Origin of the sequence: Luteococcus peritonei (assembly GCF_039526385.1) — a bacterium.
In the GTDB taxonomy this organism is placed as follows: Bacteria; Actinomycetota; Actinomycetes; order Propionibacteriales; family Propionibacteriaceae; genus Luteococcus; species Luteococcus peritonei.
In genome coordinates this window covers 94,872-118,684 of sequence record NZ_BAAAIX010000027.1, presented here as the reverse complement: position 1 = coordinate 118,684, position 23,813 = coordinate 94,872, and the positions used below count along the sequence as shown (strand labels likewise).

Sequence of the window (23,813 nt, the reverse complement as noted above, 5' to 3'; positions counted from 1 at the left end):
TCTCAGACGCCCAGGTCGTGCAGGAAGTCGTTGGCCCAGTCGTCGATCTGGTGGCTGAAGACCTGCTTGCGCATCGCCTTCATCCGACGGGCCCGCTGTTTGGGGGAGTCGGTGGCGGCCTTCACCAGCGTCTTCTTCATGCCGTTCAGGTCGTGCGGGTTGACGATGTAGGCCTGCTTCAGTTCCTTGGCGGCACCGGCGAACTCGCTGAGCACCAGGGCACCCTCGTCGTCGGGATGGCAGGCGATGTACTCCTTGGCCACCAGGTTCATCCCGTCGCGCAGCGGGGTGACGACCATCACGTCGGCGATGGAGTACATGGCCGCCATGGTGGTGCGCGGGAAGGAGTCGTGCCGGTAGGCGATCACCGGGTTGCCGATGTCGCCCTCCTGCGAGTTGATCCGGCCCACCAGCAGGTCGATGTCGTCGCGCAGCTTCTTGTACTCCTCGACGCGCTCCCGCGAGGGCGTGGCCACCTGCAGGAAGACGGACTCCGCGGGATCCAGCTCGTCGTCACGGAAGAGCTCGCCGAAGGCCCGGATCCGCTGGCGCAGGCCCTTGGTGTAGTCCAGCCGGTCGATGCCCAGGAAGATCTTCTTCGGATTGCCCAGGTTCTCGCGCAGCTGCGCGGCCTCCTCCTGCACCGCCGGGTCCTCGGCCAGGGCCTTGAAACCGTCGGCGTCGATCGAGATCGGATAGGCCCGGGCCCTGACCCGACGGCCGTCGGGCATGGTGATGGTGTCTCCCAGCGCCTCGACGCCGGACAGCCGTCGGGCGAGCCGGATGAAGTTGGACGCACCGCCGGGCAGCTGGAAGCCCACCAGGTCGGCCCCGAGCAGGCCCTCCACCAGCTCCTTGCGCCAGGGCACCTGCTGGAAGAGTTCCTTGGGCGGGAAGGGGATGTGCAGGAAGAAGCCGATGCGCAGGTCGGGACGCAGCTCACGCAGCATGGAGGGCACCAGGTGCAGCTGGTAGTCCTGCACCCAGACCGTCGCCCCCTGCTCGGCGACATCGGCCGCGGCCTGCGCGAAGCGCTGGTTGACCGCCTTGTAGGTGTCCCACCACTCGCGGTGGAACTCCGGCGGGGCGACGCAGTCGTGGTACAGCGGCCACAGAGTGGCATTGGAGAAGCCCTCGTAGAACTCCTCGACCTCCTGCTCACCCAGCGGCACCGGCACGATCTGGTAGCCCTCGTGCTCGAAGCCCTCGATGGTCTCGTCCGGGGCACCGTGCCAGCCCACCCAGGCGCCGCCCTTGCGCTTCATCACCGGCTCCAGCGCGGTCACCAGGCCGCCGGGGGAGGTGCGCCAGACGGGATTGCCGTCGGCATCGGTCTTGCGGTCCACCGGCAGCCGGTTGGCCACCACCAGGAAGTCGGCCTTGTGGTCGCTGTTCATCGCTCAGCACTCCTTCGCATCGCTGTCACCCCCAACCTATAGCGCCGCCCCGGTGCAGAAACCACCCTCCAGCAGGGCCCGTCCGGCGCCCCTGGGCGTGAAAGGGTGGAGTCATGAGCGAACAGACCGCCACCCTGCCCAGCACCGGCCAGTGGCGCGCCGTCACCGAACTGGGCGAGCGCTCCGTCGACCTGGTCGCCGCGCACCTGGACCGCACCCTGCTGGCCACCGACTTCGACGGCACCCTGTCACCCATCGTCGAGGACCCGATGGCGGCCCGGATGCACCCTGCTGCCCGTGCGGCGCTGGTGCAGCTGGCGCCGCGGGTGGGGCAGCTGGCGGTCATCACCGGCCGCGGCGTCGACGTGGTCCGCGAACTCGGACGCTTCAGCGAGGAGCCGGCCTTCGGCCAGGTGCTGGTGCTGGGCCAGTACGGCCAGGAGGCCTGGGACGCCGCCTCCGGCGAGACCACCAGCCCGCCGGCCCCGCTCTCGGTGCGGGCCGCGAAGAGCCAGGTCACCGAGCTGCTCGCGGCGAACGCCGAGCTCGACTTCCTCTCCGGCGTCGCCGTGGAGGACAAGGGCCGCGCGATCGGCGTGCACACCCGGCGGGCGCTCGACCCGGCCGCCGCCTACGACTGGTTGCGCGAGCCGCTCGCCGGCATCGCCACCGAGCACGAGCTGGTGCTGGAACCCGGGCGCAATGTGATCGAGCTGCGCAGCTCGACCACCACCAAGGGTGAGGCACTGCACCTGTTGGCCCAGCGCAGCCATCCCGCTGTGGTGGTGATGATGGGCGACGACCTGGGTGACCTGGCCGCCTTCGCCGCCGTCCGCGAGCTGACCGCCGACGGGGTGCTGGGGCTGTGCGTGGTGGCCGGCTCCCAGGAGCAGCCCGCCGTCGCCGCCCAGGCCGACGTGCTGTGCGGTGGTCCTGAGGGCGTCGCGGCCTGGCTGGCCGAGGTCTCACGGGCTGTGGACGCCCTGCCGCAGCGCGAGCGCTGAGCGCTAGCCTCCTGCCACCAGCAGCAGACAGGAGTCACCATGGCCACCCAGCCCGCCCCGCAGCCCACCGTCGTGCCCAGCCAGGTCCCGACCCACTGGTACAACCTGGCGGCCGACTTCCCCGAGCCGCTGGCACCTGCCCTCAACCCGGCCACCCGTGAGCCGCTGGGCCCCGAGGACCTCGCCCCGCTCTTTCCGATGGCCCTGGTGGAGCAGGAGGTGACCACCGAGCGCTGGATCGAGATCCCCGAGCCGGTGCGCGAGGTCTATGCCCGCTGGCGCCCCTCGCCGCTGGTGCGCGCCACCCGCCTGGAGCAGGAGCTGGGCACGGACGCGCGGATCTACTACAAGTACGAGGGCGTCAGCCCGGCCGGCTCCCACAAGCCCAACACCGCCGTGCCGCAGGCCTGGTACAACCGCCAGGAGGGCATCCGCAAGCTCACCACCGAGACCGGGGCGGGCCAGTGGGGTGCCTCGCTGAGCCTGGCCTGCGCCCTGTTCGACATGACCTGCGAGGTCTGGCAGGTGCGCTCCTCCTACGACTCCAAGCCCTATCGCCGCTACCAGATGGAGGTCTACGGCTCGGTCTGCCATCCCTCGCCCAGCGAGCTGACCCAGGCCGGTCGTGAGATGCTGGAGCGCTTCCCCGAGACCACCGGCAGCCTCGGCATGGCGATCAGCGAGGCCGTCGAGGTGGCCGTGCAGAACGAGGACACCCACTACGCGCTGGGCAGCGTGCTGAACCACGTCATGCTGCACCAGAGCGTGATCGGCCTGGAGGCACTGGACCAGCTGCGTCAGGCCGGCGAGGAGCAGGCCGACGTGGTCTTCGCCTGCGCCGGCGGTGGCTCCAACCTGGCCGGTCTCACCTTCCCGCTGATCGGGCAGAACCTGCGCGAGGGGACCACCACGCGCTTCGTGGCCTGCGAGCCGGCCGCCTGCCCCTCCCTGACCCAGGGCGAGTTCCGCTACGACTTCGGCGACGTCGCCGGGCTCACCCCGATGCTGAAGATGCACACGCTGGGCGCCGACTTCGTGCCGCCGGCCATCCACTCCGGCGGCCTGCGCTACCACGGCATGGCGCCGATGGTCTCCCACGCGGTGGACCTGGGCCTGATGGAGGCCACCGCCGTGGAGCAGGACGACGCCTTCGCCGCCGGCATCCTGTTCGCCCGCACCGAGGGCATCATCCCTGCGCCCGAGTCCACCCATGCGGTGGCCGCTGCCATCGCGCACGCCCGCCAGGCCCGCGCGGGGGAGGTCATCCTGTTCGGCCTGTCCGGCAACGGCGTACTGGACCTGGTGGCCTACGAGGACTACGTCTGAGCCGGCCCCGACGAGGCGGTCGGCACCGAGCGGGTCAGGCGCGTTCGGCGCGCAGCGCCGGCCACGGATCGACCGCGGAGCTGTAGCGCGTGCCCGCCGGGCGCACCTCGAAGTGCAGGTGCGGGCCGTCCATGTCCTCGGTGCCGCTCATCCCCGAGGTGCCGATCACCTCGCCCGGCTCGACGTGCTGCCCGTCGCGCACCTGGACCTGGCCGAGGTGGCCGATCACGTGGTCAACACCCCGGGACCGGACCAGCAGGCGGTTCGCGCCGTAGCCGGCACCCAGCGTGTCCGGACGCAGCAGCACGGTGCCGGAGACCGCCGAGCGGATGGGCGTGCCGCTCGGCATGTCGATGTCCACGCCGTGGTGCACGTGGGAGGCGTACCACGGTGCCGTGGTGTGGCCGTAGGAGAGCATCACCGGATGGGTTCCCTCGAACCAGGGGCTGGTGAAGCAGCCGGCGTCGTCATCGTCGACGTAGAAGCGCCGGTTGCCCTCCCAGGTGGACCATTCCACCCGGCACTTGGTGGGGTCGAACTTCGCGCGTCCGGCGGAGACCACCACGCCCTCGGGGAGCGAGCTCTTCCGCGATCCCGTCGACGAGGCCGGGGCCGAGGGCTGGGTGGTGGGCCTGGCGGTGCTGGAGCTGCTGGGGGAGGCGGGCCGGCTCGAGGCGAGCGTCCCGCTGTGCGACGGTTCGGCCGTGGGCGAGGTCGACCGGGTGCTCGTCGCGCTCGGCGAGGGCACTGCGCTGGAGGGCGGCGGGGTGCTGGCGACCGGGCGGGTGCTGATCGTGGAGGCGGGCGCGGGCGGCGGTGTGGCCTGCTCGGTGCCGCCGGACTGGCCGCAACCGCAGGCCAGGCAGGCGAGCAGGGCGGGCAGCAGTGCCTTGTGGGTGCGCATGGGCGTCCTTCCGACGATCTGGCGGCCAGTCTGGCAGGCCCACCGGCCCGATGTGGGCAGGATGTGCGGATCCAGCCGATAGTCTGACCCACCGGAGGCTGGACGAGGGGCGTTAGCTCAGCCGGTCAGAGCAGGGGACTCATAATCCCTGGGTCGCGGGTTCGAGCCCCGCACGCCCCACCAGCCCGCCGCCGCTGGCTAGGCTCGACGCCATGGAGAGCACCCACGGCTGGACCACCCTCGGCTCGCGCACCGTCTACGAGAACCCCTGGATCAGCGTCCGCGAGGACCAGGTGGTGCGTCCCGACGGCGGGCAGGGCATCTACGGCGTGGTGCGGGTCAAGAGTCCCTCGGTCTTCGTGGTGGCGCTCACCGATGACGACGAGGTGCTGCTGGTGCAGCTCTACCGTTTCGCCACGCGCCGGATGTCGCTGGAGGTCCCGGCCGGCGGCACCGACGGCCAGGGGCCGGAACTCGCGGCTCGTCGCGAGCTGCTGGAGGAGACCGGATTCGAGGCCACCAGCTGGACCGAGGTGGGGCGGATGGACGCCCTGAACGGGATCTGCGACGCGCCCGAGCACGTCTTCCTGGCGCGCGGTCTGCGCCCGGCGACCGACCAGCAGCTGGCCCGCCAGGAACAGCAGGCGGAGGGGATCAGCCAGGTGCGGGCCGTCGCCTGGCCCGAGGTGATGCGCATGGTGCGCCAGGGCGAGATCCACGACGGCGAGAGCGTCGCCGCCCTGATGTACGCAGCGCTGCACCTGGGCCGGGTCGGCTGAGGCGCCTGCGGCAGCGACGAGCCAGCCGGTCAGTCGGCCGCGAGCAGCCGCTCCACCACTCGGCCCACGCCGGAGTCGTCGTGCGAGCCGGCGATCGGGAAGCCGGCATTGCGCAGCAGGGCATGGGCGTCGGCCATGGCATAGGGGTGGCCCACCGCGTGCAGCATGTCCAGGTCATTGGGCATGTCGCCGAAGGCCACCGCATCGGCCAGGTCCACCCCCAGCTCGTCGGCCAGTCGCTGCAGCGTGGTCGCCTTGCTCACCCCGGCTGCCGAGACCTCCAGCAGGCCCAACGGCCCGCCCAGGCTCCAGGTGGCGGTGAGCCGGCCCTCGCAGACCGGCGCCAGCCGCTCGCCCAGCTCGTCGGAGCTCAGCTCGCGCGAGATCACCAGCAGCTTGACGAAGTCATGGCGCTCGACGATCTCGGCGAGCGGGCCGATGTCGTCGGCCTCCACGAAGTCACCGCGGAGCGGATAGCCGGGTTCACGGGCGTAGCCGATGCCGAACTCCAGCCCGAAGACCACGTCGGGGCACAGCGCGCGCATCTGCAGCGCCAGCTCCAGCACCTCGGCCTTCGGCACCGGGAAGCTCTCCACGATCCGGCCCTCGGCCAGGTCGTAGACCGCCGCGCCATTGCTGCTCAGAACATAGGGGTGCGCCTCGCGCAGCGGCTCCAGCACGTCGAGCCAGCGGGCGGGCCGTCCGGTGGCCACCACCACGGGAACACCGAGCCGGTGGGCGTGCAGCAGGGCGGCGACATTGCGCTCGCTGGCCCGCCCGTCGGCCCCCAGGAAGGTGCCGTCCAGGTCGGTGGCGATCAGCGAGGGCAGCATCACAGCCTCTTGTTCGGCGTGGGCGAGCCGGCTGCGCCCGAGGCGGTGCCCGAGGGCATCGGCGACTCCATCCGGGGACTGCCCGAGGGGCTGGTCTCGGTGCTGCCCGAAGGGCTCGGCGAGGCCGAGCTGGGCGAACCGGATCCCTGGCTCGGGGAGGCCGAGGACGGTGTCGGGGAGCCCGACCCCTGGCTGGGCGAGGCCGAGCTGGGCGATCCGGAACCCTGGCTCGGGGAACCCGAGGAGGGCGGCGGCGACTGCGAGGAGTTCGACGGCGGCGGGCTGGTCGGGATCGGCGGTGGCGGGGGAGCCGGCGGCTTGTTCTGGAAGAGCAGCACCGCCACCAGCAGCGCCAGCGCGGCCAGCAGGATCATCAGCAGCCAGCTGACCAGGATCGAGATCCAGCCCGCGCGGTCACCCCGCCCGGGCCACGGCAGGGGCCACAGCCGCCAGCGTCCGGACTCGGTGCGGTCCAGCCAGTGCAGCCGGTAGTCCGGGCCGGCCGGGGTGCCCACCAGGGAGGTGGCCGACAGGTCGACGCTGCGCAGCAGGCGTTCTGCCTCCGCGACGGCTGCCTCGCTGCCGTCGTAGGCCAGCGCCACCCACGGGGCCAGCGGTGCGCCGTCGGGGGAGACGGGCCCGGCCTCGGCACTGCGGAAGCGGTGCGCCAGCCGACCCTCGTCCTGGCCCTGGCCGCCACGCGCCACCACCGTGTCGATGTGGAGCTTGTTGACCTCGCCCGAGAAGCGCTGTCGGGCCGCGGCATCGCTCGCGGCGCCCTCGGTGAGCACCACCAGCATGACCTGGCTCTCGGCGCCGTCCCCGTCGGGCCCGTGGGCCAGGTAGGCGACGCCCGGAGGACCGGCCACCAGGCGGGCATCGAGCCAGAAGTCGCCGATCCGCGGCGGATCGCTCGACAGCAGCGGCGCGGCCGGCGGGAAGTCCGCGGAGGCGTCGCCGGAGGAGGGGGCGGGGGGCTCGATGGTCATCGGGTCAATCTCACCACATCGGCCAAGCAGGGACCTGACCGACCGCCGTGCGTCGCCCGACTGTCCCGCGGCTCCCGGGCAGGGTGGAGGAACTGCCTGTGAGTCCGCAGGGTCCGGCCCGACGTGCACGGTAGTGTGAAAGCTACGTGTCCGCACCGCCTCGCACAGCCAGGAGACATCCGTGAGCAGCACCCCCGAGAACGCCCCCGTGGGCCGTCCCGCCCTCGACAACCAGTCGGCGGCACGTCTGCTGGGCGAGGCCATCGCCCAGGTGCAGCGGGTGATCGTGGGCCAGGAGCACATGGTGGAGCAGCTGATGGTGGGCCTGCTGGCCAAGGGCCACATCCTGCTGGAGGGTGTGCCCGGCGTCGCCAAGACCTTGGCGGTGCGCTCCTTCGCGACGGTGGTGGGCGGCGAGTTCGCCCGCGTCCAGTTCACCCCCGACCTGGTGCCCTCCGACATCGTCGGCACCCGGATCTACTCCGCCTCCAAGGAGGAGTTCGACATCGAGCTGGGCCCGGTCTTCGTGAACTTCGTGCTGGCCGACGAGATCAACCGCGCGCCCGCCAAGGTGCAGTCCGCGATGCTCGAGCTGATGGCCGAGAAGCAGGTCTCCATCGCCGGCCACACGTACCCGGCCAAGAAGCCCTTCATCGTGATCGCCACCCAGAACCCGGTGGAGTCCGAGGGCGTCTACCCGCTGCCCGAGGCCCAGCGCGACCGCTTCCTGCTCAAGGTGGACGTGCCCTACCCGCGCGGCAACGAGGAGTTCGAGATCCTGCGCCGGATGTCGGTCACCCCGCCGGAGCCGGTCAACGTGCTCAACCCGGACACCGTGATCCAGCTGCAGGACATGGCCAGCAATGTCTTCGTGCACAACCTGGTGGCCGAGTACATCGTGCGCCTGGTGCTCGCCACCCGCACCCCGGCCGAGTTCGGCATGCCGGATCTCACCAATGTGATCCAGATCGGCTGCTCGCCGCGCGCCACGCTCGGCCTGGTGGCCGCCGCCCGCGCGCTGGCCCTGATTCACGGCCGCGACTACGTGCTGCCCACCGACGTGCAGGCCGTCGCCCCCGACGTCATGGCCCACCGCCTGGTGCTGGGCTTCGACGCCGTCGCCGACAACATCGCGCCGGCGCAGGTGGTGGAGCGCATCCTGGCCATGGTGCCGCCGCCCACCCCGGTCTGGAACGAGCAGACCCGCCAGGCCTCCCACCAGCAGCACTCGGTGCAGCCCCCCGCCTCCGCCCCGCAGGTGCCGCAGGCGCCGGCACCGCAGGTCCAGAACGAGCAGTCCTGAGCCGATGTCGCTCCCGTCCTCCAAGCCCGGCTTCGCGGCCCCGGCCCGTCGCACCGACCTCGACGTCGGTGCCGCGGGCAGCGTGCTCGCGCCGCCCACCGGAGCCACCCTGCCGCTCGGCAAGCTGGCCCCCGAGGCGGCCCTGCGTCGCCTGGAGCTCACCATCGTGCGTCGTCTGGAGGGCTTCCTGCACGGCGACCACCAGGGCCTGCTGCCCGGCCCCGGCTCGGACAGCAATGACGCGCGACCCTACGTGCCTGGCCAGGACGACGTGCGCCGGATGGACTGGGCGGTCACCGCCCGCACCACCGTGCCGCACGTGCGCGACACCATCGCAGACCGTGAGCTCGAGGTCTGGGCGCTGCTCGACGTCACCCCGTCGATGAACTGGGGCACCGAGGGTGTCACCAAGCGTGACCTGGGCATCGCCGCCATCGCCACCATCGGCTTCCTGTCCCAGCGGATGGGGGATCGGTTCGGCGGCATGGTCATGCGCCAGGACTCGGTCAAGCGGCTGCCGGCCAGCAGCGGGCGCACCGCCCTGTACGGGCTGCTGCGCACCATGCTCACCGAGCCGATCGTGCCGGATCATGCACCGGGTGACATGACGCTGGCCAGGGGTATCGAGCAGATGGTGCGCACCCAGCGCCGCCGCGGCATGCGCGTGGTGGTCAGCGACTTCCTCACCCCCGGCGACGCCGAGCTGGACCCCGACGTGGAGCCGGAGTGGGAGCGGGCGCTGCGTCGTCTGGCAGTGCGCAACCAGGTGCTCTGCGTCGAGGTGGTGGACTCCCACGAGATCAGCTTCCCCGACGTCGGCGAGATCCTGATCAAGGATCCGGAGACCGACTTCGCCCGCTACGTGAACACCTCGGATGCCGGGGCGCGGGCCCGGATGGACGAGGCCTCCGCGGCGCAGCGCGAGCGGATCCGGATGGCGATGCGCCGTGCCGGCGTGGGCCACATCCAGCTGCGCACGGACCGTGACTGGGTGCAGGACATCGCCCGCTTCGTGCTGGCCTACCGCCGTACCGCCTCGATGCTGCACCAGCCGCCGCAGGGGGTGAGCCGGTGAACCTCGTGACGCTGCTCACCCTGCCGGAGTTCAAGGCGCCGCTGCGGCTGTGGTCGCTGCTGCTGCTCCCGCTGCTGGTGCTGGCCTACCTGGTGCTGCTGCGCCTCAAGGGCCGCACAGGCATCCGCTACACCAATACCGGCGTGCTGGGCGCGGTGCTGCCGCGCCAGTCGCAGTGGCGACGCCACGTGGCCGTGGCGATGAGCCTGTGCTCGCTGGTGGCGCTCAGCCTCGCCTGGGCCCGCCCGATGGGCCTGGAGAAGGTGCCGCGGGAGCGCGCCACCATCGTGGTGGCCATCGACTCCAGCCGCTCCATGATGGCCACCGACGTGAAGCCCAACCGGCTCGACGCGGCCAAGCAGGCCGCCAAGGACTTCGTGAACTCACTTCCCGAGAGCTACAACGTGGCCGTCGTCTCGCTCTCCGGCAGCCCCTCGGTGCGGATGCCGCCCAGCGTGGACCGCGCCGCCACGCTGCGCGCCATCGACGGCATCGACCTGGCCGACGGCACCGCCATCGGCGATGCGATCACCGTCTCGCTCAATGCCGTGAAACAGGCCCCGCTGGGCGAGGACAAGAAGCCCGCGCCCGGCCTGGTGGTGCTGCTCAGCGACGGCACGAACACCCAGGGCAGCGACCCTGCTTCGGGCGCCGCGGCGGCGAAGGCCGCCAAGGTGCCGGTCTACACGATCAGCTACGGCACCTCCACCGGCTACGTCGATCTCGACGGCAAGCGTGAGCGCGTGCCCCCGGATGCCGCCACCCTGAAGCAGGTGGCCCAGGCCACCGGCGGGCAGGCCTGGAGCGCCGGCAGCGCCGACAAGCTCAAGGACGTCTACAAGGACGTGCGCAGCGTGGTGGGCTACGAGGAGGTCCGCAAGGAGCGCACCGCGCAGTACGCGCTCTATGCCCTGGCCTTCGCGACGGTGGCCGCCCTGGGCGCGGTCTCGATGGCAGCGAGGTGGCCGTGATGCCGATGATCCCGATGGCCCTGGAGTTCATGCGGCCTGGGCGGCTGTGGTGGCTGGCGCTGCCGGCCCTGCTCGGCCTGGCCTACCTGCTGCTGGCCAGCCGGCTGCGGCCCACCGGGGCGCGCCAGCGCACCCGGCTCGACCTGGTGATCCCCAAGGACAAGGCCTGGAAGCGCCACGGGGCCGTGGCCCTGGCGCTGCTCAGCCTGTGCTCGCTGGTGGTGGCCTGGGCCATGCCCAAGGCCTACACCGACGTCCCCCGCGACCGCGCCACCGTGGTGATCGCCATCGACGTCTCGCGCTCCATGGTGGCCACCGACGTGAAGCCCAACCGGCTGCGGGCCGCCCAGGACGCCGCGGTGCAGTTCACCCACCAGCTCCCGGAGCGCTTCAACGTGGCCGTGGTGAGCTTCGCCGCCACTGCCCAGGTGGTGGTCCCGCCCACCACCGACCGGGGTGCGGTGGACCGTGCCATCCAGAACCTCGAGGTGGCCCCGTCGACCGCGATCGGTGAGGGCGTCTACTCCTCGCTGGACGCGCTCAAGCTGGTGCCCACGGACCCGAAGCACCCCAAGGAGAAGACTCCCGCCGCCATCGTGCTGCTCTCCGACGGCGCCACCAACATCGGCCGCAACTCCGTCGACGCGGCCATGGAGTCCAAGAAGCAGGAGGTGCCGGTCTACACGATCGCCTACGGCACCGCGGACGGCTACGTGATGGAGGGTGGGCAGCGCCAGCGGGTCCCGGTGAACCACGCGGAGCTGAGCGCCGTGGCGAAGGCCTCCGGGGGCAAGAAGTTCGCGGCCGCCAGCGACTCCGAGCTGAAGGCGGTGTACCAGACCATCGCCCATTCCATCGGCTACGAGAAGGTCTACACCGAGGTCACCGACAAGTACGCCGGACTGGCCTTGCTCTTCGCCGCCCTGGCCGCGCTGGGCGTCATCTCGCTGGGCGCCCGCTGGCCCTGAGCGAGCACCGGTGCTGAGCGCCAGCTGATGGCGTGCCCGGGCGCGGGCAAGCAGCTGGACAGACCACCCTGCCGAGGATGGTTGACTGGTGGGCATGGCTTCCATCCGTGACAACCTCACCACCATCCAGCAGCGCATCGAGACGGCCGCCGCAGCGAACGGTCGCCAGGCCTCCGAGATCCGGCTGCTGCCGGTGAGCAAGACCCACCCGATGGAGATGCTGCGCGAGGCGGCCGCCGCCGGGTACACCCAGCTGGCCGAGAACAAGGTGCAGGAGCTGGTCTCCAAGTCCGCGGCCCTGGAGCCGGGGGAGAGGATCGGTTTCTCCTTCATCGGGCACCTGCAGACCAACAAGGCCCGCCAGGTGGCCGAGCTGGCCGACGAGTTCCAGTGCCTGGACTCGGCGCGCGTCGCCAAGGAGCTGGACAAGCGGCTGCAGCCGCTGGGCAAGCGACTGCCGGTGCTGGTTCAGGTCAACTCCTCCGGCGAGGAGCAGAAGTTCGGCGTCGCCCCCGACCAGGCCGTCGACCTGGTACGCGAGCTGGCCGCCTTCGACGCGCTCGACGTGCGCGGCCTGATGACCGTCGCGGTCAAGGGCCACGAGCAGCAGGTGGCCGCCTGCTTCGAGCGGATGCGCGAGCTGCAGGACCGGCTGCGCCAGGCCCAGGCGCTGGGCTCGGCCTGGGACGAGCTGAGCATGGGCATGTCCGCTGACCTGGAGCTGGCCATCGCGCACGGCTCCACCTGTGTGCGGGTGGGCACCGCCATCTTCGGCGCGCGCGACTGCTCCCAGGCCTGAGCCGCCCGGCCCGGCGGCTCAGGACAGCCGGGCGTTGGCCAGCACCGGCAGGGTCTGGCGTACCTGCTCCACCTCGCCCAGGTCGATCTCGGCCACCAGCAGCTCGGGCGCCTCACCGGCCTCGGCCAGCACCTCGCCCAAGGGGGAGACCACCATGCTGTGGCCCACGCCCGTGGGCGCGCCCTCGACGGCGTCGACGCCGGAGGCCGCCGGCTCGGCCTGGCCGCAGGCGAGCACGAAGCAGGTGGAGTCCACGGCGCGTGCGCGGCAGACCAGCTGCCACTGCTCCACCTTGCCCGGCCCGGCACCCCAGCTGGCGCAGACCAGCTGCACCGTGGCCCCCGCACGGGCGTTGTGCACGAAGAGCTGGCTGAAGCGCACGTCGTAGCAGATCGCCGCCCCCAGCCGGGTGCTGCCCAGCGGGAAGCAGACCGGTTCGGAGCCCGGCTCCACGGTGCGCGACTCCTGGAAGCCGAAGGCGTCGTAGAGGTGGATCTTGTCATAGCCGAAGCGGCCCGAGGGCCCGGCCATCAGCAGGGTGTTGCGCACCCGCGAGCCGTCCTGCGAGGGGGTGAACATGCCCAGCACGACGTGGATGTCGTGCTCGCGGCCCAACTGCTCCACGCGACGGGCGAAGCCACCGTCCAGCGGCTCGGCGATCCCGCCCAGCGGGTGGCCGAAGGCGCACATCGTGGCCTCCGGGAAGACCACCAGCTCGGCGCCCCGGGCGGCGGCCTCGGCCACCCGGGCGGCCACCTGCTCGAGGTTGGCGGCGACGTCGTCAGTGGTGCAGATCTGGGCGAGGGCGACCTTCATGGCTTCTCCTGGGGTGGGGTATACATGGGGGATGGATCACGCTGGCGAACCGCGGCTCACCAGCCGGTTGAGGGCCTACGAGTACCTGCGTGACCGGGTGCTCACCGATGCCGGCCGACGGGGCACCTTCCTGAACGAGGCCGAGCTGGCCGCCGAGATCGGCGTCTCCCGCACACCCGTGCGCGAGGCCTTCCTGCTGCTGGCCGCCGACGGCCTGGTCGAGATGATCCCGCAGCGCGGGGCCTTCATCCCGCGGCTGACGCGACGTGCCGTCGCCGAACTCTTCGAGGTGCGCCAGATGGTGGAGTGCCATGCGGCCAGCACCACGATCGCCCGAGACGAGGTGCCCGGCGGCCGGATGGGTGCCCTGCTGGCCCAGCAGGAGGAGATGCCGGTGGACGCGGAGAACTCGCTGGCCTTCATCGAGCTGGACCGCGACTTCCACCAGGCCCTGGTGGATGCCGCCGGCAATGCCCTGCTCTGTCAGCTCTACGCCAAGCTGCGCTCCCGCCAGGTGCTGGTGGGCGTGGAGGCGGTGTTGCAGCCCACCCGGAGACGGGAGGTGGTCGTCGAGCACCAGCTGATCCTGGACGCCCTGCTCGACGGGGACGAGGAGCGCAGCCATGCCGCGATCATCGCGCACCTGGCCGCGAGCCATGAGCTGGTGCGCCCCTCGCACTGAGCACGAGGCCACGAGGGTGGCGGGCCAGCTGGCGCTCATGCCTGCGCGGCCTGGTCGACCTCGTCCACCACGGCCCGCCCCATGGCCAGGCCCACCAGGGTGACCAGGCAGGCGACCGCGATGTAGCCGGCGATCCAGTAGGCGTTGCCGGCATGGTTCTTCATGAACAGCGCGAACATGGTGGGGGCCAGGCCACCGGCGAAGATGCCGGCGAAGGTGTAGGCCAGCGAGGAGCCGGTGTAGCGCAGCCGGGCCGGGAACTGCTCGGCGATGTGGGCCGCCTGCGGGGCGTACATGAACGAGTGCGTCATCAGCCCGATCACCACGCCCACCAGGGCCAGGCCAAAGGAGCGGGTCTGCAGCATGGCCACGAAGACGAAGGACCACACCGCGCCCAGGGCGCAGGCCACGGCATAGAGCAGCCGCCGGTTGATCCGGTCCGACAGCCAACCGGCGAAGGGCATGGTGAAGACCTGGATCAGGCCTGCGGTCATGGTGCAGATCAGCGCCTGGGTGTTGCTGAGCCGGTTGGGGCCGGTCTGCAGCCAGGTGATGACGTAGACCGCGAAGAAGGCGTAGAGCACGTCGGGGCCGAAGCGGGTGAAGATGGCGCCGAGCAGCGCCCGGCCCTGGGTGCGGAAGACCTCCGTGACCGGTGCCTTGGGTGCCTCGCCCTGTTCGGCGAGCTTCTGGAAGACCGGCGTCTCCTCCAGGGTGCGTCGGATCCACAGCCCGAAGGCCACCAGCACCAGCGAGAGCATGAAGGCCAACCGCCAGCCCCAGGCCAGGAAGGCCTGCTGGGACATCGAGGCGGTCATCACCACCAGCAGCAGGTTCGCCAGGAAGGAGCCCAGCGGGACACCGGTCTGCGCCGCCGAGGCCCACAGCCCCCGCGTGCCGGGCCGCGCGAACTCGCTGGACAGCAGCACCGCGCCGCCCCACTCGCCGCCCACGCCCACTCCCTGCAGGAAGCGCATCAGCACCAGCAGGATCGGCGCCCAGACCCCCGCGCTGGCATAGGTGGGCAGCAGGCCGATCGCGAAGGTGGCCACACCGATCAGGCTCAGCGTCCACACCAGCACCTTCTTGCGGCCCACCACGTCGCCCAGCCGGCCGAAGAAGATGCCACCGATGGGACGGGCCACGTAGCCGGCGCCATAGGTCATGAAGGCCTTGATGGTGTCCATGGCGGGGTCCGCGCCGTGGAAGAAGAGCTTGCTGAAGACGGTGCCGGTGACGGCGCCGAACAGGGCGAAGTCGTACCACTCCAGGGAGGTGCCGGACAGGGAGGCGATGAAGGCCTTGCGCAGGTTGCGCCGTTCCTCCGGTGTCTGTTCCGGCATGACCGCTGCGGACATGGGGTCCCCTTCACTGAGCATCGTTGCCATTGTCCCCGGGTGGGGGCTGTCCCCGAATCGGGGTGTTGTATACATTAGGCATACCAAGCGCGGCCTTCCTAGGGCCTCGCCGAAGAATTCTCGTCGACAGGGGACCAGCATGGACCAGCTCGTTTTCAGCCTTCCCGACGGCAGCACCACCACCGTCGACGTGCGTCGCACCCTGAACGCCGGCTACGCCGGGCGCAACACCGAGGAGGTCCGGGCCCACATCGAGGAGCTGGCGGCGCTCGGCGTGCCCGGTCCCAGCACCGTGCCCACCCTGTACCCGGTCTCCACCTACCTGGCCCAGCAGACCGAGCTGGTGGAGGTGCAGCACGACCGGACCTCCGGCGAGGCCGAGTGGGCGCTGGTCATCACCGAGCAGGGTGTGCTGCTGACCGCCGCCTGCGACCACACCGACCGCGAGCTGGAGGTGCACGGCGTGGCCTGGTCCAAGAATGCCTCGCCCGACGTGCTGGCCCGCGAGGCCTGGTGGCTCGACGAGGTGCGCGACCACCTGGACCAGATCACGCTCAAGGCGTGGGTGACCAGCGACGGCCGCGAGGAGCTGCTGCAGGACTCCTCCTGCGCTGCGCTGCTGACCCCGGACCACTGGCTGGGCGTGCTGCGCGAGATGGGCCTGGACCAGCCCGGGACGGTGCTGGTCTCCGGCACCGTGCTGATGACCGAAGGCGTGGACCAGTTCGCCGACCGCTGGCGCGTCGAGCTGGCGGACCCGCAGACCGGTCGGCGCATCGAGCTCGCCTACGACGTCGAGATGCTCCCCGCACCGGTTGGATGAACCGGTACGGCCCCGCAGCCAGGCCATCCCCCGAGGCCTGGACCGACGACGTGGGCGAGAACGGCCCCGGATCCCTTCCTGGATCCGGGGCCGTTCTGCCGTTCGGGGGGCCTGCCGAAGCGGCTCAGAGGTTCTCGATCTCCAGCCGCGGCACCTCGTCGGCGGGCGTGAAGCCGAAGAGCTGGCTGAAGAAGGACAGCTGGGCCTCCACCACCGCGCGACGGGTGGACAGTTTGCGGAAGCCGTGGCCCTCGCCCTCGAAGAGCACCAGGGCCACCGGCAGCTGCTTGGCGCGCACCGCCTCGGCCATCGCCTCGGCCTGGTTGGGGGGCACCACCTTGTCGTCCAGCCCCTGCAGGATCAGCATCGGGGAGCTGAGCCGCTCGACGTGGTGGATCGGGGAGCGCTCCCGGTAGAGCTCGCGGGCCTCGGGGTAGGGGCCCACCAGGCCGAAGGGATAGCGCGACTCGAACTTGTGGGTGTCGGTGGCCAGCATCTCCAGGTCTCCGATGCCGTAACGGCTGACGCCCGCGGCGAAGACGTCGGAGCTGACCAGGGCCTGCAGCGTGGTGTAGCCACCGGCCGAGCCGCCCTGGATCACCACCCGGCGCTCGTCGGCCAGGCCGCGATCCACGAGGCTGCGCACGGCGTCGACGCAGTCGTCGATGTCGGCCACGCCCCAGCTGCCGCGCAGCCGGTTGCGGTACTCGCGACCGAAGCCGGCCGAGCCAGAGTAGTTCACGTCCAGCACGGCGAAACCGCGTGAGGTCCAGAACTGGAAGCCGGGATTCCACGAACTGGGCGCCATGCCGGTGGGCCCGCCATGGGTGTTGACGATCACCGGCGGCAGCTCACCGGCGGGCAGCTCGCTGTCCGGGCTGGTGGGCGGGTAGTACCAGGCCTGGCTGCGGCCGTGGCGGCCCTCGAACCAGATCGACTCCGGCCGCGAGACCCAGGCCGGGTCGGGCAGCTGCTGGTAGCTGCGCCGTACCACGGTGGCGGCCAGGCTCTCGGGGTCGATGCGCACCAGCTCGTCGCCGCGGTCGGCATGGCTCACCACGGCGAACAGGCCCGCCGGCCCGGCGGCGATCGAGTCGACGTCGGCGAAGCCCTGCTCCAGGCTGCGCAGCCGTCCGGTGGAGACCTCCAGCAGCCCGAGCCGCGCGGCGCCGTCCACATAGGTCATCAGCGCCAGGTGGTCGTCGTCGAGCACCGCCCAGGCCTGGTTGCCCAGCACCCACAGCGGGCGGCACATGTCGTGCGGGGCCACCAGCAGCTGGCGGCAGTCCTCGCCCTCGCAGACCCATGGGTTCCAGAAACCGGACTCGTCGCCCAGGAAGAAGAGCCGGCCGTCACTTCCCCACAGCGGGTGCACCACCGAGACCTGGTCGCCGCCGGCCACCTGCCGGGCCTCGCCCAGGCCGTCGGGGGCGAAGCGGGCCACCATCAGCCGGGTGCCGTCCCAGGGCATGTTGGGATGGCTCCACTCCACCCAGGCCAGCCGGTCGTCCTCGGAGAGCTCCGGGTGGGCGTAGAAGTCAGCGCCGTGGGCCAGCACCGTGCCGCCGTCGGCATTGTCCGAGTCCATGGACAGCGCCACGATCTCGGTGACCGCCTCGCCCTCGGCCCGCTGGTCCTCGCGCACCGCGAGCACCAGCCGGTGCCGGGGCACCACCCGCAGGTCGCCATGGACCAGGCCGGCATCCCCGGTGGTGATGGTGCGCACCTGGCCGGCCTCGGCCAGCTTGACCGTACGGTCGGCGTCGTCGCACCAGGCGATGGTGCCGCCGGCCGCGTGCCAGGCACCGCCGCCGTATTCCTGCACCCGCGAGCGCACGGTCATCGGCGCCGGGGTGATCTCCTGCAGCTCGTCGCCCTGCAGGTGCACCAGCGTGGTGCGCCCGTCCTCCTGGGGCCGGGACTCGAGCCAGAGCACCTGGTCGCCGTCCACGTCCAGGCTGGACAGCGAGGTGGCGGCGCCCAGCAGGGCGTCGACGGTGACGGGGGAGGGCCAGCTTCCGGCGGTCAGGGTGGTCATGGCCCCGACCCTACCCAGTCGGACGTTGGCTTTGCCGGCCGCCGTGATGCACAATCGGGGCATCACCCGTTCCGATCGGCCAGTGTGCAGGGGAAGGCACCACCGACCAGGAGGAATGCATGGTGACGACGACTGGTGGACTGCTCTTCGTCCACTCGACGCCTTCGGCCCTGTGCCCGCACATCGAATGGGCAGTCGGAGGCGTCCTTGGCATGCCCACTCACCTGGACTGGCAGCCGCAGCCGGTGCAGCCCGGCAGCTACCGCGCCGAGCTGGCCTGGCAGGGCCCGGAGGGCACCGGGGCGAAGCTGGCCAGCGCCTTCCTGCACTGGTCCAAGCTGCGCTTCGAGGTGACCGAGCAGGCGCCTGCCGGTGGTGAGGGCAGCCGTTGGAGCTACACCCCCTCGCTCGGCATCTTCCATGCCACCACCGGGGTGCACGGCGACATCCTGGTGCCCGAGGAGCGGATCCGCGCCGCCATCCTGGCCGACGCGGACGGCAGCAAGCCGATCCGGATCGCCCTCGACGAGCTGCTGGGTGTGGCCTGGGACGAGGAGCTGGACATCTTCCGCCAGGCCGAGGCCGACGGGGTGCGGTGGATGCACCGCGCCGGCTGAGCCCTACTCGGCCTGCCAGAGCCAGGTGTAGAAGGCCAGCCGCTCCTGGTCGACCGGGTGGCCGTAGGCCTTGAGGAAGGGCAGCATCCAGCCCGGACCGTAGTTCCAGCCCAGGCTGAGCACGGCGGGGGCCAGGTCGGCATGCCGGTCCGCGAGGCCGAGGCGGCCCAGGTCCACGTAGCCGACGCACTCGGCGTCGGGCCCCAGCAGGAAGTTGGGGCTGCAGGCATCGCCGTGGCAGACCACCAGGTCACCGCGGGCCACCGCCGGCACCGGACGCCGCTCGGTACCGGAGAGCGACGCCAGCCGGTCGTCCACGTCCCAGGTGAAGGGGCAGTCGCGCACCGGCAGGCTGTCGTGGAGGCGACGCAGCGCCCGCCCCAGGGCGGGCACCACCACCTCGGGCCGGGCCCGGTTCGTGGGACTCACGGCATTCTCACCACCCAGGGAGCGGGTGCGCAGCCACTCCAGCTCGCCGTCGCCGCCGTAGGAGACCACCCGGGGCGTGGGCAGCAGACCCGCCACCCAGTCCAGCCGGGCCAGTTCTCCGCGCAGGTCGAACTCGCGGTGCTCCGGCTGCACCTTGAGGTAGTCGGCGGCCTCGCCGCGGCCGATCCGCCAGGTGGTGCCGCCGATCTCGTTGACCCAGACCGCCTCCACCGGGGCGCCGTCGGCCTCCTCGGTGACGATCCAGGGCGCCTCGGGCTGCTCGGTGGGGATGCTCATGCGGTGGCCACCCAGTAGCGACGCTTGGCCTCGACCACGTCCTGCAGCACGCCGCCGGCCTGCTCGATGACCGCGATGGAACCGGTGTTGTCCTCGTCGCAGGTGACCAGGGCGCGTTCGACGCCCAGCGCGGCCAGGTGGTCCAGGCCGGCGCGCATCAGGGCGGAGGCGATGCCACGGCGTCGGGCCGTGGGCCGGACCGCGTAGCCGATGTGGCCGCCGACATGCGCCAGATGCTCGTTGAGCTCGTGGCGGATCGATACCCGGCCCAGCCACTCGTCGTCCTCGACGGCCCAGAGCATGGTGGCCGGGACGAGGCCCTCGGCCGGGTTCGTGGCCTCCTGGCGGCGGGTGCGGCACATCGCCGCGAAGCCCTCCTCGCTGGACACCTGCTCACGCGAGAGCCCGAAACAGCCGGTCCAGTTCCCGCCGCCACCGTCCACGGCGTCGAACTCGTCCCAGGCGGCGAGCAGGGACTCCCGGAAGCCGGGGTCGGGCGGCACGATCTGCACACTCATGGCTGCATTGTGCTGCCTGGCGGGGACCCTGTCGCCTCGACACCCGTGGGACGCAACAGGGCCCCGCACCGCAGTGCGAGGCCCTGCCGGTCGTCCAGCGGTCAGCGGCTCTGGTTCCGGTTGGTGACCACGACGGCCACGTTGTGCCCGCCGAAGCCGAAGGAGTTGTTCACCGCGGCCAGGTCACCGGCCGGCAGCTCGCGCACCGTGGTGGCGATGTCGACGCCCAGACCGGGCTCCAAGTTCTCGACGTTGATGGTGGCCGGCACCTGGCGGGTGTTGAGGGCCATCACCGTGGCGAAGGTCTCGATCGCACCGGCACCGCCCAGCAGGTGGCCGGTCATCGACTTGGTGGAGGTCACCACGATGTCCTCCGCGGCCGAGCCCAGCGCCTTCTTGATCGAGCCGATCTCGGTGAGGTCGCCCTTGGGGGTGGAGGTGCCGTGCGCGTTGACGTGGCGGATGTCGGCCGGGGAGAGGTTGGCCTCCTTGAGACCGCGCACCATGGCGGCGGCCTGGCCGCGACCCGAGGGATCCGGCTCGACGAAGTCGTGGTTGTCGGCGCTGATGCCGGCTCCGGCCAGGGTGCCGTAGATCTTCGCGCCGCGGGCCTTCGCGTGCTCCAGGCTCTCCAGCACCAGGCAGACCGACCCCTCACCCATCACGAAGCCGTCACGACCCGTGTCCCAGGGGCGGCTGGCTGCCTCGGGGGCCTCGTTGCGGCGACTCAGCGCCTGCATCTGGGCGAAGGCGTTGATCGGCAGCGGGTGGATCACGGCCTCGGTGCCGCCGGCCAGCACCACGTCGGCGCGGCCCAGGCGGATCATGTCGATGCCCAGGCTGATCGCCTCGTTGGAGGAGGCACAGGCGCTGACCGGGGTGTGCACACCGGCGCGGGCGCCGATCCTGAGCCCGATGTTCGCGGCGGGCGCGTTCGAGATCAGCATCGGGATGGTGAACGGGCTCACCCGGCGCAGGCCCTTGTCCTTCTGGATGTCCCACTGGGCCACCAAGGTGTTCAGGCCGCCGATGCCGCTGGCGACGCTGACGCCGACGCGGTCCTCGTCGAGGCCGTCGGTGCGCTCGGTGCCGGGCTCGGTCTGCCAGGCGAAACCGGCATCGGTCCAGGCCTCCTCGCCGGCGACCAGGGCGAGCTGGGTGGAGCGGTCCAGGCGACGGGCCTGCACCCGGTCGAGCTTGGCGGCGGGATCACTGATCGCCTCGGCCGCGAAGGTGACGGGCAGGTCCTGGGCCCAGTCGTGCTGCAGGGTGTGGGCGCCGCTGACCCCGTCGAGCATCGCCTGCCAGGTGGAGGGGGCATCTTCGCCGAGCGGCGTGAAGGCGCCGAAACCGGTGATGACAACGGTGGTCATGGTGACTCCAGACAAATGTGGGGTGGGTGGTGGTCGCGGGCGCGGCGCCAGGGCCGCGCCCGCGGTGCCGGTGGTGACCGGCTGCCCGGCTCAGGCCTGGGCGCGCTCGATGAAGGCGACGGCGTCGCCGACGGTCTTCAGGTTCTTGGCGTCCTCATCGGGGATGGAGACGCCGAACTTCTCCTCGCAGGCGTAGATGATCTCCACCATCGACAGCGAGTCGACGTCGAGGTCGTCGGTGAAGGACTTGTCGAGCTGGACGTCCTCGGTGGCCACGCCGGCCACGTCGTTGACGATCTCGGCGAGGTCGGTGCGAATCTCTTCGGTGCTGGCCATGGGGCCCTCCTTGCGTGGTTGGTGTGGTGCTGCTTCAGGTGGCTGCCGGGTGGCGGCCACCGGAACTCGTGGGCTCCCTCAGGGGAGCGTGACCACCTGACCGGCCCAGGCCAGGCCTGCGCCGAAGCCGATCAGCAGTGCGGTCTGTCCGCTGCGCGCCTCACCGGAGGCGAGCAGGGCGTCCATCGCCAGCGGCACCGAGGCCGCCGACGAATTGCCCATGTGGGTGATGTCGCGCGAGACCACGACATCGGCGGGCAGCTTGAGGTGGCGCAACATCGAATCGGTGATCCGGTTGTTCGCCTGGTGGGGGATGAAGGCGTCGAGCTCCTCGGGCGCCAGGCCGGAGGCCTCGAGCACCTCGCGGGTGCGGTCCGCGATGTAGGTGGTGGCCCAGCGGAAGACCTTGGCGCCGTCCATCCGGATGTAGGGGATCTGGCCGGAGTCCAGCGTGGACCAGTCGTCGATGGTGATCACGTCGGCCTGCGCGGGGTCCGAGCCCCACAGGGTGGCGGAGATGCCCGGCTCCTCGGCCGGGCCGACGACCGATGCCCCTGCACCATCACTGAACAGGAAGGCGGTGCCACGGTCGGCCTTGTCCAGCACATGGCTCATGGCCTCCGCACCCACCACCAGCACGTGGCGGGCGGTGCCGGCGCGCACCATCGCGTCTGCCACGCCGAGGCCGTAGCAGTAGCCGGCGCAGGCTGCCGACAGGTCCATCACGGCGGGGCGCGACAGGCCCAGCTGCTGGGCCACCAGGGCGGCCATCGAGGGGGTCTGCTGGGTCCAGGAGATGGAGGCGAGCAGCACGGCATCGATCTGGTCGGGCTGCAGCCCGGAGCGCTCGACGGCGATCCGACTCGCGTCGACGGCCAGGCTCAGCGCATCCTCGCCCTCGGCGGCCCAGCGGCGCTCGACGATGCCGGTGCGCTGCTGGATCCACTCGTCGGAGGAGTCGATCATGGTGCACATCTCGGCGTTGTCCACCACGCGGGAGCCGCGGGCCGAGCCGACGCTCATCACGCGGGAGAAGCGACGCGGCTCACTGGTGCGCAGCGCCATCTCAGGCCTCCGTGGCGGGAGCGCCGGTGGCGCCGTGGCGGGTGACGAAGTCGCGGGCCTCGTCGAGCTGGTCGGGGCTGTTCAGGTTGAACAGCTCGACGCCCTTGAGGTTGCGCTTGGCGATGCCGGTCAGGGTGCCGGCGGGCTGCAGTTCCAGCAGGCCGGTGATGCCCAGGCCCGCCATGGTCTCCATGCAGAGGTCCCAGCGCACCGGGTTGGCCACCTGGTCGACGATCCGGTCCAGGTAGTCGCGGCCGGAGGTCACCGACTGGCCGTCCCGGTTGCTGAGCAGTCGGGTGGCAGGATCGGCGGTCTCCACCTCGGCAGCCAGGCTGCGCAGATGGTCCACGGCGGGCTCCATGTGGACGGTGTGGAAGGCGCCGGCGACGCTGAGCGGGATCAGCCGCGCGCGCTTCGGGGCGTTCTCGGCCAGCTGCTCCAGCTGCTCCACGGTGCCGGCCGCGACGATCTGGCCGGAACCGTTGTTGTTGGCGGGGGTCAGCCCGACGGCCTCGATGGCAGCCAGCACCTCGTCCCGGTCACCACCGATCACGGCCGTCATCGAGGTGGGACGCACCGCGGAGGCCTCGGCCATCGCCCGGCCGCGCTCACGCACCAGCACCATGGCTGCCTCGGGGCCCATCACGCCCACGGCGGCAGCCGCGGTGAGCTCGCCCACCGAGTGCCCGGCGACCACGCCGACCTGCTCGGGAGCAGCACCGTGGTCGAAGAGCTCCTGGTGGGTGGCCAGCCCGGCGGCCACCAGCAGCGGCTGGGCCACCGCGGTGTCGCGGATCGTCTCGGCGTCGGCCGTGGTGCCGTAGCCGGCCAGGTCGAGGCCGCTCACCTCGGCCAGCGCGGCGAGACGCGTGGCGAAGCTGTCCAGCTCCAGCCACGGGGCGAGGAAGCCAGGGGTCTGGGCGCCCTGTCCGGGCGCGACGATTGCAAGCACAGGTCCACCCTGCCGTCTCGGGGCCCACGGTGCAGCGGATGAGGCCACGAAATCGGGCGGGCCGGTGTTGTGAGATCCCCACAAGCGCTGCACGGATCCCCGCGGGGACCGCAGGGCGAGGTTGTGGGAGGCACTGAATCACGCCGGTGGGATTCCCGCCG

The 23,813-nt window shown here is 71.4% G+C and carries 25 protein-coding genes and 1 tRNA gene; 13 read left to right on the top strand and 13 right to left on the bottom strand.

Annotated elements, in window-relative coordinates:
• Positions 1-2 precede the first annotated feature (2 nt).
• Entirely contained in the window at positions 3-1,397 is a 1,395-nt protein-coding gene (locus ABD073_RS11610; protein WP_343874785.1) for an alpha,alpha-trehalose-phosphate synthase (UDP-forming), read from the bottom strand.
• A 113-nt stretch (positions 1,398-1,510) separates the two neighbouring features.
• Here ABD073_RS11610 and otsB point away from each other — a divergent pair, with 113 nt between their 5' ends.
• Together otsB and ABD073_RS11600 are read left to right on the top strand one after the other, a co-directional pair.
• Positions 1,511-2,401 carry a trehalose-phosphatase gene (gene otsB / locus ABD073_RS11605; protein ID WP_343874784.1) on the top strand — a complete coding sequence of 297 codons (891 nt, stop codon included), beginning with the start codon at positions 1,511-1,513 and terminating at the stop codon, positions 2,399-2,401.
• A gap of 39 nt (positions 2,402-2,440) precedes the next feature.
• Positions 2,441-3,727, top strand: coding sequence for a TrpB-like pyridoxal phosphate-dependent enzyme (locus ABD073_RS11600; protein ID WP_343874782.1), 1,287 nt, complete (start codon positions 2,441-2,443; stop codon positions 3,725-3,727).
• 34 nt (positions 3,728-3,761) lie between these two features.
• Here the strand turns inward: ABD073_RS11600 and ABD073_RS11595 are convergent, their stop codons facing one another.
• The gene (locus ABD073_RS11595) at positions 3,762-4,244 is read right to left on the bottom strand and encodes a M23 family metallopeptidase (RefSeq protein WP_343874780.1); all 483 of its coding nucleotides are present in this window, start codon (positions 4,242-4,244) and stop codon (positions 3,762-3,764) included.
• Between ABD073_RS11595 and ABD073_RS11590 the strand changes: the two genes are divergently transcribed.
• The 3 genes from ABD073_RS11590 to ABD073_RS11580 all read left to right on the top strand — a co-directional run bounded on the left by ABD073_RS11590 (position 4,231) and on the right by ABD073_RS11580 (position 5,410).
• Positions 4,231-4,713, top strand: a complete 483-nt coding sequence (locus ABD073_RS11590; protein ID WP_343874778.1) for a hypothetical protein — start codon at positions 4,231-4,233, stop codon at positions 4,711-4,713. The genes ABD073_RS11595 and ABD073_RS11590 overlap by 14 nt on opposite strands.
• Positions 4,714-4,737: 24 nt before the next feature.
• A tRNA-Ile gene (locus tag ABD073_RS11585) sits at positions 4,738-4,814 on the top strand.
• A gap of 29 nt (positions 4,815-4,843) precedes the next feature.
• Positions 4,844-5,410, top strand: coding sequence for an NUDIX domain-containing protein (locus ABD073_RS11580; RefSeq protein WP_343874776.1), 567 nt, complete (start codon positions 4,844-4,846; stop codon positions 5,408-5,410).
• A gap of 29 nt (positions 5,411-5,439) precedes the next feature.
• Here the strand turns inward: ABD073_RS11580 and ABD073_RS11575 are convergent, their stop codons facing one another.
• On the bottom strand, positions 5,440-6,243 hold the full coding sequence (locus ABD073_RS11575) for an HAD family hydrolase (RefSeq protein WP_343874775.1): 804 nt from the start codon (positions 6,241-6,243) through the stop codon (positions 5,440-5,442).
• A complete protein-coding gene (locus ABD073_RS11570; protein ID WP_343874773.1) occupies positions 6,243-7,232 on the bottom strand; it encodes a hypothetical protein in 990 nt (329 codons plus the stop codon). The genes ABD073_RS11575 and ABD073_RS11570 overlap by 1 nt, the downstream gene beginning before the upstream one ends.
• A gap of 181 nt (positions 7,233-7,413) precedes the next feature.
• Here ABD073_RS11570 and ABD073_RS11565 point away from each other — a divergent pair, with 181 nt between their 5' ends.
• The 5 genes from ABD073_RS11565 (at position 7,414) to ABD073_RS11545 (ending at position 12,348) form a co-directional block, all read left to right on the top strand.
• Positions 7,414-8,535: an AAA family ATPase gene (locus tag ABD073_RS11565; RefSeq protein ID WP_343874772.1), complete on the top strand. Its 1,122-nt coding sequence runs from the start codon at positions 7,414-7,416 to the stop codon at positions 8,533-8,535.
• A gap of 4 nt (positions 8,536-8,539) precedes the next feature.
• A complete protein-coding gene (locus ABD073_RS11560) occupies positions 8,540-9,610 on the top strand; it encodes a DUF58 domain-containing protein (RefSeq protein WP_343874771.1) in 1,071 nt (356 codons plus the stop codon).
• A gap of 5 nt (positions 9,611-9,615) precedes the next feature.
• Positions 9,616-10,581, top strand: a complete 966-nt coding sequence (locus ABD073_RS11555; RefSeq protein WP_343874821.1) for a VWA domain-containing protein — start codon at positions 9,616-9,618, stop codon at positions 10,579-10,581.
• A gap of 5 nt (positions 10,582-10,586) precedes the next feature.
• Complete coding sequence (locus ABD073_RS11550; protein ID WP_386751683.1) at positions 10,587-11,549, top strand: VWA domain-containing protein; 963 nt, start codon at positions 10,587-10,589, stop codon at positions 11,547-11,549.
• A gap of 94 nt (positions 11,550-11,643) precedes the next feature.
• On the top strand, positions 11,644-12,348 hold the full coding sequence (locus ABD073_RS11545; protein ID WP_343874769.1) for a YggS family pyridoxal phosphate-dependent enzyme: 705 nt from the start codon (positions 11,644-11,646) through the stop codon (positions 12,346-12,348).
• A gap of 18 nt (positions 12,349-12,366) precedes the next feature.
• Here the strand turns inward: ABD073_RS11545 and ABD073_RS11540 are convergent, their stop codons facing one another.
• The gene (locus ABD073_RS11540; protein ID WP_343874767.1) at positions 12,367-13,164 is read right to left on the bottom strand and encodes a carbon-nitrogen hydrolase family protein; all 798 of its coding nucleotides are present in this window, start codon (positions 13,162-13,164) and stop codon (positions 12,367-12,369) included.
• Positions 13,165-13,195: 31 nt separating this feature from the next.
• Between ABD073_RS11540 and ABD073_RS11535 the strand changes: the two genes are divergently transcribed.
• A complete protein-coding gene (locus ABD073_RS11535) occupies positions 13,196-13,846 on the top strand; it encodes a GntR family transcriptional regulator (protein ID WP_343874765.1) in 651 nt (216 codons plus the stop codon).
• A 35-nt stretch (positions 13,847-13,881) separates the two neighbouring features.
• Here ABD073_RS11535 and ABD073_RS11530 read toward each other — a convergent pair whose 3' ends face one another.
• Positions 13,882-15,204 carry an MFS transporter gene (locus ABD073_RS11530; RefSeq protein ID WP_343874763.1) on the bottom strand — a complete coding sequence of 441 codons (1,323 nt, stop codon included), beginning with the start codon at positions 15,202-15,204 and terminating at the stop codon, positions 13,882-13,884.
• A 139-nt stretch (positions 15,205-15,343) separates the two neighbouring features.
• On the opposite strand from ABD073_RS11530, the gene ABD073_RS11525 reads away from it, so the two are divergent.
• Positions 15,344-16,027 (top strand): DUF2848 domain-containing protein, encoded by a 684-nt coding sequence (locus ABD073_RS11525; protein WP_343874762.1) that lies wholly within the window; start codon positions 15,344-15,346, stop codon positions 16,025-16,027.
• Between the two features lie 124 nt (positions 16,028-16,151).
• Here the strand turns inward: ABD073_RS11525 and ABD073_RS11520 are convergent, their stop codons facing one another.
• Positions 16,152-18,065 carry an alpha/beta hydrolase family protein gene (locus ABD073_RS11520; RefSeq protein ID WP_343874761.1) on the bottom strand — a complete coding sequence of 638 codons (1,914 nt, stop codon included), beginning with the start codon at positions 18,063-18,065 and terminating at the stop codon, positions 16,152-16,154.
• A gap of 119 nt (positions 18,066-18,184) precedes the next feature.
• Here ABD073_RS11520 and ABD073_RS11515 point away from each other — a divergent pair, with 119 nt between their 5' ends.
• A complete protein-coding gene (locus tag ABD073_RS11515) occupies positions 18,185-18,682 on the top strand; it encodes a DUF3145 domain-containing protein (protein ID WP_343874759.1) in 498 nt (165 codons plus the stop codon).
• 3 nt (positions 18,683-18,685) lie between these two features.
• Here the strand turns inward: ABD073_RS11515 and ABD073_RS11510 are convergent, their stop codons facing one another.
• The 6 genes from ABD073_RS11510 to ABD073_RS11485 form a co-directional block, all read right to left on the bottom strand.
• Positions 18,686-19,408 (bottom strand): phosphotransferase, encoded by a 723-nt coding sequence (locus ABD073_RS11510; protein WP_343874758.1) that lies wholly within the window; start codon positions 19,406-19,408, stop codon positions 18,686-18,688.
• Positions 19,405-19,926 (bottom strand): GNAT family N-acetyltransferase, encoded by a 522-nt coding sequence (locus ABD073_RS11505; RefSeq protein WP_343874757.1) that lies wholly within the window; start codon positions 19,924-19,926, stop codon positions 19,405-19,407. The genes ABD073_RS11510 and ABD073_RS11505 overlap by 4 nt, the downstream gene beginning before the upstream one ends.
• Positions 19,927-20,027: 101 nt before the next feature.
• Positions 20,028-21,299: a beta-ketoacyl-[acyl-carrier-protein] synthase family protein gene (locus ABD073_RS11500; protein ID WP_343874755.1), complete on the bottom strand. Its 1,272-nt coding sequence runs from the start codon at positions 21,297-21,299 to the stop codon at positions 20,028-20,030.
• A 90-nt stretch (positions 21,300-21,389) separates the two neighbouring features.
• Entirely contained in the window at positions 21,390-21,635 is a 246-nt protein-coding gene (locus ABD073_RS11495; protein WP_343874753.1) for an acyl carrier protein, read from the bottom strand.
• A gap of 78 nt (positions 21,636-21,713) precedes the next feature.
• A complete protein-coding gene (locus ABD073_RS11490; RefSeq protein ID WP_343874752.1) occupies positions 21,714-22,700 on the bottom strand; it encodes a beta-ketoacyl-ACP synthase III in 987 nt (328 codons plus the stop codon).
• A gap of 1 nt (position 22,701) precedes the next feature.
• Positions 22,702-23,652 (bottom strand): ACP S-malonyltransferase, encoded by a 951-nt coding sequence (locus tag ABD073_RS11485; RefSeq protein WP_343874751.1) that lies wholly within the window; start codon positions 23,650-23,652, stop codon positions 22,702-22,704.
• Positions 23,653-23,813 lie beyond the last annotated feature (161 nt).